Source organism: Rhodococcus sp. C-2 (assembly GCF_027854095.1).
In the GTDB taxonomy this organism is placed as follows: domain Bacteria; phylum Actinomycetota; class Actinomycetes; order Mycobacteriales; family Mycobacteriaceae; genus Rhodococcus_F; species Rhodococcus_F qingshengii.
In genome coordinates this window covers 238351-253748 of the sequence record NZ_JAQGFI010000004.1, presented here as the reverse complement: position 1 = coordinate 253748, position 15398 = coordinate 238351, and the positions used below count along the sequence as shown (strand labels likewise).

11 protein-coding genes are annotated in these 15398 nt (G+C 63.3%); 6 read left to right on the top strand and 5 right to left on the bottom strand.

Annotated elements, in window-relative coordinates; all coding sequences use genetic code 11:
• Positions 1 to 27 precede the first annotated feature (27 nt).
• Positions 28 to 492, bottom strand: a complete 465-nt coding sequence (locus PCS43_RS10310; RefSeq protein WP_003940830.1) for an Lrp/AsnC family transcriptional regulator — start codon at positions 490 to 492, stop codon at positions 28 to 30.
• A 30-nt stretch (positions 493 to 522) separates the two neighbouring features.
• Between PCS43_RS10310 and hglS the strand changes: the two genes are divergently transcribed.
• Complete coding sequence (gene hglS, locus PCS43_RS10305; RefSeq protein WP_030535040.1) at positions 523 to 1818, top strand: 2-oxoadipate dioxygenase/decarboxylase; 1296 nt, start codon at positions 523 to 525, stop codon at positions 1816 to 1818.
• Entirely contained in the window at positions 1805 to 3310 is a 1506-nt protein-coding gene (gene amaB / locus PCS43_RS10300) for an L-piperidine-6-carboxylate dehydrogenase (protein ID WP_042922141.1), read from the top strand. Before hglS ends, amaB begins: the two co-directional genes overlap by 14 nt.
• Here amaB and PCS43_RS10295 read toward each other — a convergent pair.
• The 3 genes from PCS43_RS10295 to PCS43_RS10285 are packed head-to-tail and all read right to left on the bottom strand — an operon-like array spanning position 3261 to position 6479.
• The gene (locus PCS43_RS10295) at positions 3261 to 4046 is read right to left on the bottom strand and encodes an alpha/beta fold hydrolase (RefSeq protein ID WP_209908131.1); all 786 of its coding nucleotides are present in this window, start codon (positions 4044 to 4046) and stop codon (positions 3261 to 3263) included. The genes amaB and PCS43_RS10295 overlap by 50 nt on opposite strands.
• The gene (locus PCS43_RS10290) at positions 4043 to 5107 is read right to left on the bottom strand and encodes an isopenicillin N synthase family dioxygenase (RefSeq protein WP_065352214.1); all 1065 of its coding nucleotides are present in this window, start codon (positions 5105 to 5107) and stop codon (positions 4043 to 4045) included. Before PCS43_RS10290 ends, PCS43_RS10295 begins: the two co-directional genes overlap by 4 nt.
• Positions 5088 to 6479, bottom strand: coding sequence for a uracil-xanthine permease family protein (locus PCS43_RS10285; RefSeq protein WP_209908129.1), 1392 nt, complete (start codon positions 6477 to 6479; stop codon positions 5088 to 5090). Before PCS43_RS10285 ends, PCS43_RS10290 begins: the two co-directional genes overlap by 20 nt.
• Before the next feature lie 134 nt (positions 6480 to 6613).
• Between PCS43_RS10285 and PCS43_RS10280 the strand changes: the two genes are divergently transcribed.
• From PCS43_RS10280 to PCS43_RS10270, 3 genes are read left to right on the top strand one after another with little or no spacing between them, the layout of a single operon-like run.
• Positions 6614 to 7177: a helix-turn-helix domain-containing protein gene (locus PCS43_RS10280; RefSeq protein WP_007727247.1), complete on the top strand. Its 564-nt coding sequence runs from the start codon at positions 6614 to 6616 to the stop codon at positions 7175 to 7177.
• Positions 7178 to 7232: 55 nt separating this feature from the next.
• Complete coding sequence (locus PCS43_RS10275) at positions 7233 to 8237, top strand: acyl-CoA dehydrogenase family protein (protein WP_209908126.1); 1005 nt, start codon at positions 7233 to 7235, stop codon at positions 8235 to 8237.
• Between the two features lie 34 nt (positions 8238 to 8271).
• Entirely contained in the window at positions 8272 to 9363 is a 1092-nt protein-coding gene (locus tag PCS43_RS10270; protein WP_003940896.1) for an N-formylglutamate amidohydrolase, read from the top strand.
• Positions 9364 to 9401: 38 nt separating this feature from the next.
• Here the strand turns inward: PCS43_RS10270 and PCS43_RS10265 are convergent, their stop codons facing one another.
• On the bottom strand, positions 9402 to 10733 hold the full coding sequence (locus PCS43_RS10265) for an anaerobic C4-dicarboxylate transporter family protein (RefSeq protein WP_003940851.1): 1332 nt from the start codon (positions 10731 to 10733) through the stop codon (positions 9402 to 9404).
• Positions 10734 to 10839: 106 nt separating this feature from the next.
• Between PCS43_RS10265 and PCS43_RS10260 the strand changes: the two genes are divergently transcribed.
• Entirely contained in the window at positions 10840 to 15387 is a 4548-nt protein-coding gene (locus PCS43_RS10260; protein ID WP_209908124.1) for an ATP-dependent helicase, read from the top strand.
• The last annotated feature ends 11 nt before the right edge of the window (positions 15388 to 15398 follow it).

The window sequence follows — 15398 nt, the reverse complement described above, 5'->3', positions numbered from 1 at the left end:
AGGACCGTAAAAGTTATTGAACAAGCGTCATTCGTCGTAAAAAGTTTGTAGGATGATGGTGCTTCGTGTGTTGACGTTGGCTGCCGTACGGATCTCCTGCAGCAATCGCTCCAACGCCCGAGGTGACGCCACCCGGACCAGGAGGACGTAGCTTTCGCTCCCGGCTACCGAGTGACACGAGACGACCGCCGGCAGATGACGCAAGCGGGCAGGCGCATCGTCGGGCTGCGAGGGATCGAGAGGAGTGATGGCGACAAATGCGGACAGATTGTGACCGAGTGCCTCCGGATCGATCTTCGCGGAGTACCCACGGATCACCTTGCGAGATTCCAAACGACGCACTCGCGACTGGACTGCGGAGATCGAGAGTCCAGCCTTCTCAGCAAGACTCGCGAGAGTGGCACGGCCGTCCAAGACCAATTCACGCATCAAGAGTCGATCGGTTTCGTCGACCGGAACACCGGCAACGTCACTGGTTTCTGTTTCTCGCACCTGCGCAGGCTAACGCAATCGGACATCCGTATGGTTGAAACCTGGGAGCTACGTGCACGGTTCGCAGCGGCCCTCGCCAAGATGTATGGCGACGAGGTCCCCGCTTACAACACCTTGGTAGATGTAACGATGCAGGTGAACCGTGATTTTGCCGCCGAACATCCGGATTCTGCGGAGCGCCTGGGCAGCCTGGCGAGAGTCAGCGCCGAGCGTCACGGCGCCATCAGACTGGGGACTCTCGACGAACTACGTGACGTAGCCACCGTCTTCGGCGGATTCGGTATGTTTCCGGTCGGCTATTACGACCTCCGGCTCACCGACTCCCCCATTCCCGTTGTCTCGACGGCATTTCGCCCCACCGATCCCGCCGAACTCGCCCAGAACCCGTTCCGCGTTTTCACCTCGGTGCTGACCAGTTCCGATTCCAGGTTCTTCGACACCGACCTCGAGCGTCGGATCACCAGGTTCCTGCGTCGCCGGACCCTGTTCTCTCCCGAACTTCTGCAGTGGGCACGGCAATCGAGTCGCGAGGGCGGGCTGACGGAGCCCGAGGCGACACAGTTCGTCGATGCAGCGACCTCGGCGTTTCGGCTCGGCACCGATCCCATCGACGCGGGCTGGTACCGCGAACTCGCCGCAATCTCGCCGGTCGCTGCAGACATTGCGGGGCAGGGCTCGACCCACGTCAATCACCTCACCCCGCGAGTGCTCGACATCGACGAGTTGTACCGCCGCATGACCGAGCGCGGTATCACCATGATCGACCGCATCCAAGGCCCGCCGAGATGGAGCGGACCACCACTACTTCTGCGGCAGACGTCGTTTCGTGCATTGGCCGAAGACAGACTCTTCCGTCAGCACGACGGATCGGTCACCACTGAGCCCGTCCGCGTCAGATTCGGCGAGGTGGAGGCACGCGGAATCGCGTTGACCCGCAGCGGGCGAGCGATCTACGACCGACTGATCGCCACGCCCGAGGACGCCGATTGGGACAGCGAATTTCCGCACTCCGAAAGCGAACTCGATGCCGCGGGGTTGGCGTACTTCACGTACCGAAACGAAGGAACTGTTGTCGTCCGCGACCCGATCGTCTACGAGGACTTCCTACCTGCCTCCGCGGCCGGGATCTTCGCATCCAATCTCGATTCCGTGACCGGATTCGTTTCCGATGCGCCCGGCGCCGAATACGGGCAGGATCGATTGGAGGGCGCCATCGACCGCACCATCGAAGATCCGTTCGAGCTGTACCGCGCACAACAAGAGGCGTCACGTGCCGTGCTGCCTCCCGCCCACAACAACAGAGGACTCCCCAGTGAACCTGCCTGATTCTTCGAGCCTCGCCGATCGCGCCGAAAGCGCCCTTGCCGCGTGCGGTGTCGAGTGGCCCGCCGGCGACCTGAGCGCACGAACCCCCATCACCGGTACGCAACTGCGTACCGTTCGGCAGCACTCCGGTAGAGAAGTCGACGACGCCGTCGACGCGGCGCATCGCGCGTTCCTCACCTGGCGCACCGTCCCCGCTCCGGCGCGCGGCGCGGTCGTGCGCCGGCTGGGCAGCCTACTGACCGAGCACAAGGATGACCTCGCGGAAATCGTGACGTTGGAGGCCGGGAAGGTCACCTCGGAGGCTCTCGGCGAGGTACAGGAGATGATCGACATCTGCGAGTTCGCCGTCGGTCTCTCCCGGCAGCTCTACGGACGCACCATGCCGTCCGAGCGTCCCGGACACCGGTTGACGGAAACGTGGCACCCTCTCGGCGTTGTCGGAGTCATCTCCGCGTTCAACTTTCCCGTCGCGGTGTGGTCGTGGAATACCGCCATTGCTCTCGTGTGCGGCGACGCCGTCGTCTGGAAGCCTTCGGAAACCACTCCGTTGACCGCGCTGGCATGTGACGCGCTCCTGCGACGCGCGCTCGCGGATTGTCAAGCACCGATCGACGTTCACCAGTTGGTCGTCGGCGGACGTGACGTCGGTGAGGCTCTCGTGGACAACCCACTCGTGGCCTTGGTCAGCGCCACCGGTTCCGTGAGGATGGGCCGCGCCGTGGCTCCGCGGGTCGCCGAGCGCTTCGGACGAAGTCTCCTGGAACTGGGTGGAAACAACGCCGCAGTCGTCACGCCGTCGGCGGATCTCGAGCTTGCCGTGCGCGGAATTGTCTTCTCCGCCGCTGGAACTGCCGGGCAGCGCTGCACCTCACTGCGCCGGCTCATCGTTCACGAGTCGATCGCCGACAACGTCGTCGACCGCGTTGCGTCCGCGTACGCGCAACTCCAGGTCGGTAGTCCCTTCGATTCCGGTGTTCTGGTCGGGCCGCTGATCAACGAAGCCGCGTTCGAGACGATGCAGAAATCGCTCTCGGCCGCACGCGCGGACGGCGGAACTGTGGTGTGTGGCGGGGACCGCGTCGGCGATTCCGGGTTCTACGTGACACCTGCCCTCGTTCGTATGCCCGCACAGACCGAGGTGGTGCGGGCGGAGACTTTTGCACCCATCCTCTACGTCTTGACCTACACCGACTTCGACGACGCCATTGCGCTGCACAACGGCGTACCTCAAGGACTTTCGTCCTCGATCTTCACACTCGACCAGCGAGAAGCAGAGCGCTTCCTCGCCGCCGACGGCTCCGATTGCGGCATCGCGAACGTGAACATCGGAACGTCCGGTGCGGAGATCGGCGGCGCATTCGGCGGGGAGAAGGAGACTGGCGGCGGACGCGAATCGGGTTCGGATTCGTGGAAGGCATACATGCGCCGAGCCACCAATACCGTCAATTACTCGGACCAGCTTCCGCTGGCTCAAGGGGTCGAGTTCGGCTGAACACCTGCCGGGCGAAATCGGTGATCGCGTCGATCAACTCCGGGAGCGCCGACAACTGCGGTGCATGGTCGGTGCCCAGGCTGACCACCTGGGCACCGGGGACAAGTCTCTGCATGGCGCGTTGAGCCTCGATCGGCACGGTTCGATCCAGCGTGCATTCGACATACAACCTCGGCACGGTTCCGAATCGCTCTTCCGTCCAGACCGGTGCCATCAGGCGGGCTGACTCCAGTTGTGGAACGAGCATGCGCGCGGCGAAGATCGCATCAGCCACCGGCGCTTCGTGGAAGAACACAGCGGCACCGGCTTCGGGCGGTATCACCGTCGCATCCCCGTCGTCGGCGGGGACCAACCAACGTGAGATCCCGACCGGACTTTCCAGACCGAGTTCGATGCAGAGCATCCCGAAGTCCGTCTGCGATGGAAGCATCATCCCTGCGACGTACACAAGACCCGTTACCCGCGAAGGCAGCAACTCAGCCACCTGTGAGGCCACGATGCCACCGCCGGAGTGACCGACGAGGGCGCACTGCCCGTCCAAGGACTCGACAACTGCCACAACATGTTCGGCAACGACAACGAGATCGATCACGTCGTCTGAGTTCCAACTTCCCGAGCCGGGAAGCTCCACCACAACAGGACAGAAGCCGGCCGATTTCAGTGGGCCACACACACGATCCCAGACCCAACCGCCGGCCCATGCTCCGTGGATCAGGACGATGTTCCGTGCACTCACTGCTTGACCTCGAGCTCTGCAGCCGAAAGTACCCGAGCCGCCTCACGACCTGCGGCGGCGTTGGACTTCCCCTGCCTCGACCCGGCCAATTTGGCCTTGATGTGATCGCGAACGGTAATGGGTTCGTACTCCAAGCCGGAGTCGTCCTGAAAACTCGGCAAGGTCGCAATCACCGCGTCGACGTTTCCGTCATGGAAGAAGGCCGCCGATCGCCGGCGCTTGATGGTGCCGTTCACCACCGGAGGCGCAACTCGGTGCAGCGTGGACATCCACCTGTCGTTGGTCAGTCGCGCGGTGAGATCCCCGAGGTTGACCAGTAGCGCGCCGTCGTGCGGCCAGACATCGTGCCAGCGTCGGTCGCTCCCGAGTACTTGCAAACCTTCGACCTGATCCGCCCACAGCACGGTGACCAGCCCGAAATCGGTATGTTCGCCCATCCCCTTCAACTCACCGTCCAACGTCACCGTCCCTTCGGGTAACGCGTAGTTGTTCATCCGCAGTACGTCGATGGAGTGGTCGGTGATCGACTCGAAGAATCCTGGGGTCAGCCCGAGCGCGTCTTCGAAAATGGTGGTCAGTGTGCGTGCCACCCGCTCGCCATGGGCGTAGTAATTCTCCACCCGCGCCGTGAAACCAGACACTGCGGGCCACAGGTTGATTCCGTAATCGTCCTCCGACAGTTCGAGTTCGGTGAATGATCGGGCTTCGGTTCCGACGTTGAAGGCCTCGAAAAAGTCGTTCATTCTGGTCGCGGATTCGACGCCGAGGCTCAGGCTCAGCGACTCACTCTTGGGCGGGCTGTACCCACGATTCGCGCCCTCGATTCGGTAGCCCGACTTCGTCTCCATCGGCAGCCCGAAGAAGTCGTCCATCGCTTCGGCGAGGCCGGAAGAAACAGCGGCCGGAACACCGTGGCCCCGAATCTGCATGAAACCTACAGTCCGACAAGCATGGTCGACTTCGGCAGCCACTCGCGCCTTGTCCTGGTCGGCACCACCGAGCACGTAAGGCGAGATGTCGACGACGGGCACTTCGAAGGGATCAGACTGGGACTGTGACACTGGCGTCTCCTGCAGAGCTGGTGGCGGGTTCAGATTTTGCAGTGGCATGGAGGCTCTCTCGCGATCGCCTCGCGAGTTCACCGAGTCGGGTGTGATTGAACAGCAGATTGAGCGAAAAGGCCGAGGCCGCAGCCAAGGTGATGCCGCTACCGAGGAGGATCTGAGCCGAGGAGGGGAATCGCTCGAACATCCCTTCCGCAAATTCCGGAAGAATACCGATCCCCACCGATACAGCGGCGATCGTGGTGTTGATCGGGTCGCTGAGATCGACCTTGCGCAGCGTGTTGATTCCGACCACGGCGACAGTGGAGAACAAGATGATTCCGACGCCGCCGACCACCGGATCAGGCAGGGCTGCAACCACTTCACCCATTCGCGGGATGAGGCCGAGGACGATCAGAATGGCACCGCTGGTAGCGGTCACGTACCGGCTGTACACCCGGGTCGTGGCAACGGCGCCGACATTCTGCGAGAAAACGGTGTCGACAAAGGCATTGAAGATTCCGCCCAGAACTCCCGACATCCCGTCGGCCACCAGCCCTCGTGCGAGATCTGCTTTCTTCAAAGGCTTTCCGGTGATCTCGCTGACCGCCAGCATGCTCGCCGTCGATTCTGCGAAGACGACTGCCATGACGATACTCATCGCCACCACGGCGGTGACGGGAAACTCCGGAGCGCCGAAGTGGAACGGCATCGGGAAGCCCACCCAGGCCGAGCCGCCGACGCCACTCAGATCGATCAGGCCCATCGGGATGGCGATCACGGTGCCGATCACCAGCGCCATCAGTACACCGAGCTGCGCCCACATCCCGCGGCCGAGGCAGATGAAGGCCACCGCGACCACAACGACTGCGGCAGCCAGCGCCAGATTCTTCGGGTCGGCGAACGACGGGGAGGTGGGGTCGTTTCCGACGATCAGTCCTCCTGCGACACCGATCAACGAGATGCCGATGACTGTGAGGACGACGCCGGTAACCAGGGGTGGGAAGTATCGGACGATCTTGGCGAACGGCACGGCCAAGGCAATGCCGACTACGCCACCGACCAGCATGGACCCGTACACCGCCTGCAGGCCGTACTCCTTGGCGATCAGAATCATCGGCGTCAGCCCGGCGAAGGTCGCCCCGCAGACGATCGGCAGCCGGACACCGGCGACCTTCCCGACGCCCAGGCTCTGAATGATCGTGATGATGCCTGCAACGAGCAGGTCCGCGCTGATCAGCATCGCGACTGTGCTGCGGTCCAGCCCTACGGCGGCACCGAAAACCAGCGGAACCGTGATGCAGCCGGTGTACATGATGAGGACGTGCTGAAGAGCAAAAGCAGACTGGCGGGCAAATGGGAGCCGCTGGTCGACAGGATGGATGGCCATGCGCCGATCTCCGTCCGAAGCTGGAAGTGTTTCGTGTACGGGACTATTCAGCACGTCGATAATTTCTTACCGTGGTCGAATTTGTTTCGTCTGTGTAATCAAAACTTTCACCAGAGCACTGCTATCTTCGGCACATGGACGACGACCAGAAGGCGATAGCGACCGCAATCGGGGCCGCCGTGCGGACGGCGCGAAAAGAAGCCGGACTGACGTTGCGCGAGGTTGCCGTGAAGTCGGGCTTGTCCCAGCCCTTCCTGAGCCAGACCGAAAACGGCCACGCAGTACCCAGTGTCATGAACCTTCATCGCCTCGCGCAATCGCTCGGCACCACGGCGCACGCACTCTTGGCACAGGGTGAGCGAACTCCGTCCAGCCTCGTCCGCGCCGGCGAGGGGCGAACCTTCGAACTGGCACACGATTCGGTGATTCGATTCTGCTCCACCGGCTCACGGACCATGGAACCCAACGAGATCACGGCAGCACCTCATTCCGAGGCAGGTGAGCACACCGAGCACGCCGGCGAAGAGTTCATTCATGTTCTCGAAGGATCTGTCGAGGTCGAGGTGGGACTGGACGAGCATCACGTTCTTCACGTAGGCGACACCCTCCTCTACACCTCGACCATCCCGCACCGGTGGTTCAATCGCACCGATGCGGTCGCGAGGTTCCTCATCGTGAGTTCGCCGCCCTCGTTCTAGATGCGCGGCTGTAGTTCCACACCACAACCCCCGGCTCACGGCTTACCCTGACAGCGTGACCATGTGGCCGGAACTTGCGCGCGAAATCGCCGATACCGTTCTGTTTCCCGTCGCCGACAGCGTCGACGCCGACGGAGAAATCCCCAGCAGCCATTTCGACGCGCTCGCCGCCGACGGCTTCTACGGCATCGCTGCCCTCGGTGAGCGTGGCCCCAGCAGCGAAGAACTGGTCGAGGTCCTCGAAACCTTGTGCGGCGGTTGCCTCGCGACGACGTTCACCTGGATGCAGCATCACGGCGTCGTCGGAGCCCTGGCGGCGAGTCCCAATGCACCTCTGCGCGAACAATACTGGGACGGTCTGGTTTCCGGCACGATTCGCGGTGGGGTTGCCTATGCCGGCGCCATCCCCCGCCCACCGCTCCTGTGGGCGAAGCGGGTGAACGACGGCTACGTCCTCGACGGGATCGCACCCTTCGTCACCGGTTGGGGCATCGTCGATGTTCTCTTGGTGTCGGCGCGCGACGAGTTCGACAATTCCATCGTTCATTCCGTCGTACCGGTGGGCGAGGCCCCGGGTCTGACGATCGAGGAACTTCCACTGATCGCGGCGCGCGGAAGCAACACCGTCCGAATCGTGTTCGACGCTTTCGAAATTCCCGATACCGACGTCTGTGCTGTCGTCAGCGACGAACAATTCCAGAGCACCCAGCTCCCCGGCTTGTGGCTCAACGGCGCGATGGCCATGGGCATCACCCGCCGCGCTGTCACCGAACTTGCGGATCTGGGAGTCGACACCGACGCGTTCGAGGAACAAGCCACCCGGGCGCGCGCCGATCTCGATGCAGCACTGCGCGATGGCGGCGACATGTCGGCCGCCCGCGCCCGAGCGTCGGAACTTGCGATACGCGCGTCGGCCGCACTCGTGACTGCGACCGGAAGCCGCGCTCTGGTCGGCAGCAACACCCCCGAGCGGCTCATGCGTGAAGCCACCTTCACTCTTGTCGCGGCTGGTCGCCCGGAGATCAAAACAGCTCTCGTGGAACGACTCAGCGGATACTGAGTACGCACGGTTATACTCGATTACGCTGGGGCTCATGACCAGTGGAGAACCAGTACTCATCCCGGCCGGAACCGTGTTCACGCCGGAGGACCTGACGTTCTATGCCGATCGCGACTCCCGCAGTCTCGACGACGCCATCGCCGAAGCCGACCTTCTTGTCAGTTGCCCACACTCGGGTTCCGCGATTCCAGCAGAACTCTCACGTTTTCTCGCACCCGAGTTTACACAGCGGCTGCAATTCGACTTCACCGACATGTCCACCAGTCCCATCGTGCGCCGTTGGGCCGAAATCGATTCGCGCATCGTATACGTGGAGAATCCGCACCCTCGCATGATTCGCGATCCCAACCGTGCGAAGCCCGAAAACCTGGAAGCGTCACTGCGCGAAGCATTCGCCCGCGTCCACAAGGCCGGTGCAGGCAACAAAGCAGACCTCACCGGCGTCGACGCAGTTCGCCCTGTCACCTTCTCGTTCTACCCCCTGCTGCTCGAGCCGACCGACGACGCGGGCTGGAAGAACCTCGCCGAGACCTTCACCGAGACAGCCGAACACGGTTTGGGTGTCTACGAAAGAACTCGCGACACACTGATCGAAGCCATGGTGGAGAAGAGCTTCGAACTCGGTCGATCGTTCACGACGTTGTCGTTCCACGACACGATGAACCACACCACCCGGCGGGACGGCGCCGTCAATGTCGAACGGCCGGAAGCAGATCGACTCCCCGACGTCGTCGCACTCTCCAATCGTGGCGATCACGACGGTAATCGACGCGGCGACAATCCCGTGACGATGGATCCGGAGCTCATTCGCACACTTGCGGTCTCACATCGCAAGGGATTTCAGGTCGACGATCCGGATGCGGTCGCTCTCAATCAGCCGTACCTCGGCAGTTTCGAAATCATCCGAGCCGGAGCGAGATTCGCCGAATTGAGCGCCCGCGCCGCCGAAGCCGGGATCACGTTGAGCGCGGTTCAGGCCGAATTCAAACGAGAATTCCTACTGGGAGACGAACTGGCCGCCTACATCATGGAACCCGGCGTCGACTGGCCTACACCCGACGCCGAACGGGTGGACCAGCTCGCTCACGCGTGCAAGGCGAGCTGGGACCACTACCGCAACAGCTGACTCAGCGCTGTCACTCAGGGCTGACTCAGCCGCAATACTCAACCGAGCACCACTCCGAACAACGCGCCGGCCGCAATCGTCGTGACGGCCAAGATGATGGTCGGCAGGAAGAACGAGTGGTCGACGAGCTTGGAACCGAGCTTCGTGCTGCCCGAGAGGTCGAAGTTCGCAGCCGCGATCTGCGAACCGTTTGTCGGCAACAGATAGACGCCGGCAAACGCTCCGGCCCACATTCCGCTCACCAGACCGGGTGCAATCCCGGCAGCGAGACCGATCGGCACGATGGTCCTCGTAGCGGTCGACTGACTGGTCGTCAGTACACAGACCAGGAAGACACCGAGCGCGAAGATCCACGGCGCGGCGTTGACCCAGTCGCCGACGGTGCTCGTGATCAGCTCGGAATGGGCGCTGATGAACGTGTCCGTCAGCCATGCCAGACCGAACAGCGCGATGGCCGAGACCATACCGGCACGGAACACCGTCGACGACGGCACGTCGGCGACATTCGGGCGGCACACCAGCAGGATCAACGTACCCACGACGAACATCAGCATTTCGATGATCGGTGTCATCCCCATCGGAGTACCGTCGGCAGCTTCGGGACGAATCCCCTTGAACAGGCCGAAGATCACGATAGCCAGGACGCCGGCGAGGAAGATCAGTGCCGCGTTTCGTCCGGTCTTCGTCGAGACGAGTTCGGTCTTGGAGGCTGCACCAGGTCCGGCCAATTCGCCCGACTTCATCTTCGCCTGTATCTCCGGGTCGTCGTCGAGATCTTTGCCGAGTCGGTTGACCGCGATGGAGGAAAGGACGATGCCGACAACAGCAGCCGGGAAGGTGATCTTGATGATGTCGATGAGTTCGAAATCGTAAGGCGGCACGTCGGTCAGCGTGACCATTGCCGCCATTGCCGCGGACACCGGACTACACGCCAGCGCCACACCGGTCGAGACAACTGACAGCGACAGCGGTCGTGACGGCCGCACACCGTTCTTGTACGAGACGTCGTAGATGACGGGGAGCAGTGGGTAGAGGATGTTGGACGTGCCGGCACCGACCGAGAACAGGAATGACACCAACGGCGCGATCAGCGTGATCTGTTTCGGGCGAGATTCGATCAACTTGGCCGCGATGGTGACCATCCAGTCGATACCACCGGCCGCCTGCATCATCGACGACGCGAGGACGACGGACAGGACGATGAGGAGAGCGTCGACCGGCGGACTGCCGACGTCCTCTCCGAAGACGAACACGAGGACGGCAACACCTGCGCCGCCCCACAGACCGAGAGCGACACCGCTCGATCTGGTACCCATGACAATCGCCCCGAGCACTACCGCCAGCTCGAGGACAATCTTGACTGCTTCCATCAGGCACTCGCCTTCTCGATAACAAGAGAATCGCTATAACAGGGCAAATAGTATGCTCTGCGCTTCGGCTGCAGGCACGAACACGCTGTCGGTGGGAAGGGGCAATATGGTGGTCGTGACCAACGTCCTCGGTAGGTTCTCGCCCACCACACGCGAGTGGTTCGGCGGCGCTTTCAGCGCTCCGACTGCTGCGCAGCTCGGCGCCTGGGAATCCATCGCGAGTGGCTCTCACACACTTGTCGTCGCGCCCACCGGCTCCGGCAAGACATTGTCGGCGTTCCTGTGGGCCCTCGATCAACTCGCCGCCAAGGACGAAGGCGAACGCGCCACCAAAGTCCTCTACATTTCGCCGCTCAAAGCGCTGGGTGTGGACGTCGAGCGGAACCTTCGCGCGCCGCTGGTCGGCATCACGCAGACGGCGAAGCGTCTAGGCCTCACTCCGCCCGAGATCACCGTCGGTGTCCGTTCCGGTGATACGTCCCAGGCCGATCGGCGCTCGTTGATCAAACGACCCCCGGACATCCTGATCACCACGCCTGAGTCGTTGTTCCTGATGCTCACCTCCGCTGCCCGGGAAACACTGGTCGGTGTCGACACCGTGATCGTCGACGAGGTTCACGCGGTGGCGGGCACCAAGCGCGGCTCTCACCTCGCGCTCTCACTGGAACGCCTGGACGGCTTGCTCGAGCGTCCGGCGCAACGCATCGGATTGTCGGCCACTGTCCGTCCGCACGAGGAGATCGGGCGGTTCCTCGCCGGTTCGGCACCGATCCGAATCGTGGCTCCGCCTGCCGCCAAGACCTTCGACCTCACGGTCCGTGTTCCCGTCGAGGACATGACCGAATTGGGGATCGCGACGCCGGACGACGGTTCCGAATCTCCCACCCCGCAAGCCGGTTCGATCTGGCCCCACGTCGAGGAACAGATCGTCGACCTCGTTCTCGACCACCGATCGTCCATCGTGTTCGCCAACTCTCGCCGCCTCGCCGAACGATTGACAGCCAGGCTCAACGAGATTCATGCAGAACGCATCGGTCTGGCCGTCGAGAAAACATCTCGCCCGCCCGCGCAGATCGGGGCTCCCACCGAGGTCAACTACGGCGCAGAACCCCTCCTTGCTCGCGCCCACCACGGATCGGTCAGCAAAGACCAGCGAGCCCTCATCGAAGACGACCTCAAATCGGGTCGATTGCGATGCGTCGTCGCCACCAGCAGCCTCGAACTCGGAATCGACATGGGCGCCGTCGACTTGGTCATCCAGGTGGAGGCACCGCCTTCGGTTGCCAGCGGCCTGCAACGTGTCGGCCGCGCCGGCCACCAGGTCGGTGAGATATCGCGAGGCGTCGTCTTCCCCAAGCATCGCACCGACCTGATTCATTGCGCGGTGACGGTCGAGCGCATGGTCGAAGGCAAGATCGAAGCGATGGCCGTTCCGGCCAATCCCCTCGACATCCTCGCTCAGCAAACTGTTGCGGCCACCGCTCTCGAACCGATCGACGTCGACGACTGGTTCGAGACCGTGCGCCGAAGCGGTTCCTTTGCAACGCTTCCCCGTTCGGCGTACGAATCGACTCTGGACTTGCTGGCGGGGCGGTACCCCTCGGACGAGTTCGCCGAATTACGTCCTCGCCTTGTCTGGGATCGTGAGTCCAACACGCTCACGGGCCGCCCGGGTTCGCAGCGTTTGGCCGTCACTTCCGGCGGCGCAATCCCCGACCGCGGCCTCTTCACCGTCTACATGGTTGGCGAGAAAGCGTCCCGCGTCGGCGAACTCGACGAGGAAATGGTCTACGAATCCCGGGTCGGCGACGTCTTTGCGCTCGGCGCCACCAGTTGGCGGATCGAGGAGATCACCTTCGATCGGGTTCTGGTCAGCCCCGCCTACGGCATGCCGGGTCGTTTGCCCTTCTGGCACGGCGACGGACTCGGTCGCCCCGCCGAACTCGGACAGGCGTTGGGACAATTCGTTCGAGAGACCGCGCTGGGTAACGAAGCCGACGTCGTCGAGCGTTGTCGCGTGGGCGGGCTCGATCACAACGCCACAACCAATCTGATCCAACTCGTCGGTGAGCAGAAAAATGCCACCGGGCAGGTGCCGTCGGATCGAACCCTGGTGGTCGAACGCTTCCGCGACGAACTCGGTGACTGGCGTCTGGTGCTGCATTCCCCGTACGGCCAACGGGTTCACGCACCGTGGGCCCTCGCCATCGGGGCGCGCCTGCAGGAACGATACGGCGTCGATTCCAGTCCGACGGCCTCCGACGACGGCATCATCATCCGTCTCCCCGACACCGAGAACGAACCTCCCGGCGCCGAACTGTTCACCTTCGACGTCGAGGACATCGAAGATCTGGTCACCCAAGAGGTGGGCGGCTCCGCGCTCTTCGCTTCCCGATTCCGCGAATGTGCCGCCCGCGCACTGCTTCTCCCCCGCCGCAATCCCGGAAAACGTGCACCGCTGTGGCAGCAGCGTCAGCGGTCGGCGCAACTGCTGGACGTCGCCCGCAAGTTCCCGACCTTCCCGATCCTGCTCGAGACCGTACGCGAGTGCTTGCAGGACGTTTACGACCTGCCTGCACTGAAGGAATTGTTCGGCAAGATCGAGAAAAGGCAGATTCGAATCGTCGAGGTGGAGACGGCCTCTCCGTCTCCGTTCGCCAGTGCGCTCCTGTTCAACTACGTGGGTGCGTTCATGTACGAGGGCGACAGCCCCCTCGCCGAGCGACGCGCCGCCGCTTTGTCCTTGGACTCCACGCTGTTGGCCGAACTCCTCGGCCGCGTCGAACTGCGCGAGCTCCTCGACGCCGGAGTGATCGAGCAGGCCGAACGTGAACTGCAACGGCTCGTCCCTGACCGAAAGGCCAAGGACCTCGAGGGTGTTGCCGATCTCCTCCGCATGCTCGGCCCGCTGACCACCGAAGAAGTCACCGAACGCTGTCTCGAGGACCCGGTCTCATGGCTCGAGAAGTTGGTTACGGACAAACGCGCCCTCCACGTCTCGTATGCGGGCGAGAGCTGGTGGACCGTCGTCGAAGATGCAGCGCGGCTTCGCGATGGACTCGGCGTTCCCCTACCCATCGGCGTTCCGGCCGCGTTCATCGAGCCGGTCGATCAACCACTCGACGACCTCCTGAGCCGGTACGCCCGCACCCACGGTCCCTTCACTCTCGCCGACGCGGCTGCACGCTTCGGTCTCGGAGTATCAGTCGCGCGTGACGTTCTCGGTCGGCTCGCGCTCGAAAAGCGGGTCCTGGAAGGTGAATTCCGCCCGTCTGCAACCGGGAGCGAATGGTGCGACGCCGAGGTCCTGCGTCGCTTGCGGCGACGCTCGCTCGCCGCGGCACGGCAGGAGGTCGAGCCGGTCAGCACCGCGACCCTCGGGCGATTCCTTCCCAGTTGGCAGCACGTGGGCGGCACGCTGCGAGGAATCGACGGTGTTGCAACGGTGGTCGATCAACTTGCCGGCGTCCCGATTCCGGCGTCCGCTCTCGAATCGTTGATCCTGCCGAGCCGAGTTGCCGACTACTCTCCCGCGATGTTGGACGAACTCACGTCGACGGGTGAAGTCCTGTGGTCCGGATCGGGAGCTATCTCGGGCAAGGACGGGTGGGTAGTGCTGCACCCCGCCGACCTGGCACCGATCACGCTCAATTCACCCGCCGACACCGACGTCTCGGAATTGCAGAAGCGCATCCTCGACCTGCTGTCCGGCGGCGGTGCCTACTTCTTCCGCCAGTTGGTCGACGCGTTGCGAACTACGGAGTCGGCTGCGGACACGGTCGACAGTGCGGTGACGACGGCACTGTGGGAGTTGGTGTGGCTCGGACACATCGGTAACGACACCGTTGCACCGCTGCGCGCACTTCTCTCCGACACCACCAGAACAACAACCAGTCACCGATCGCCTCGCCGTGTTCCGCGGGCCCGTCCGTACCGCGGAATGGCCCGCGCTTCCACGCCCGCGCGCACGGGACCGGCAACCGCCTCCGGTCGGTGGTTCCAGCTGCCAGGTATCGAACCTGACCCCACTATCCGGGCGCACGCCACGGCTGATCTGCTGCTCGAACGATACGGCGTCGTCACCCGCGGTTCGGTGATGAGCGAGAACGTGCCGGGCGGTTTCGCGTTGATCTACAAGGTACTGAGCACGTTCGAGGACAACGGGCGCGCTCGACGCGGATACTTCGTGGACACCCTGGGCGGCGCTCAATTCTCGACGCCTCCCGTGGTGGACCGCTTGCGGACGTTCGGTGATTCCATCGAGGGGCGCCACACCTCCTCGGCTGCAGTCACTCTCGCGGCGTGCGACCCGGCAAACCCGTACGGCGCGGCGCTGCCGTGGCCGGCGTCGGGGGGCGAAGAGTCACCAGGACACCGACCCGGACGAAAAGCCGGCGCACTGGTAGTTCTGGTGGAGGGTGAGTTGGTTCTGTTCGTCGAGCGCGGCGGTCGCACGATCCTGACATTCACCGACGACGGCGGAACGTTGCGCCTGGCAGCACTGTCACTTGCTCAGAAGGTGACTTCTCGCGCCATCGACAAGTTGGTAGTGGAGAAGGTCGACGGAGAGACCATCCACGGCAACGATTTTGCTCCGGTCCTGGTCGAAGCCGGCTTCGCGGCCACCCCTCGCGGATTCCGGTTGCGGTCATGAGGATTGGGGTC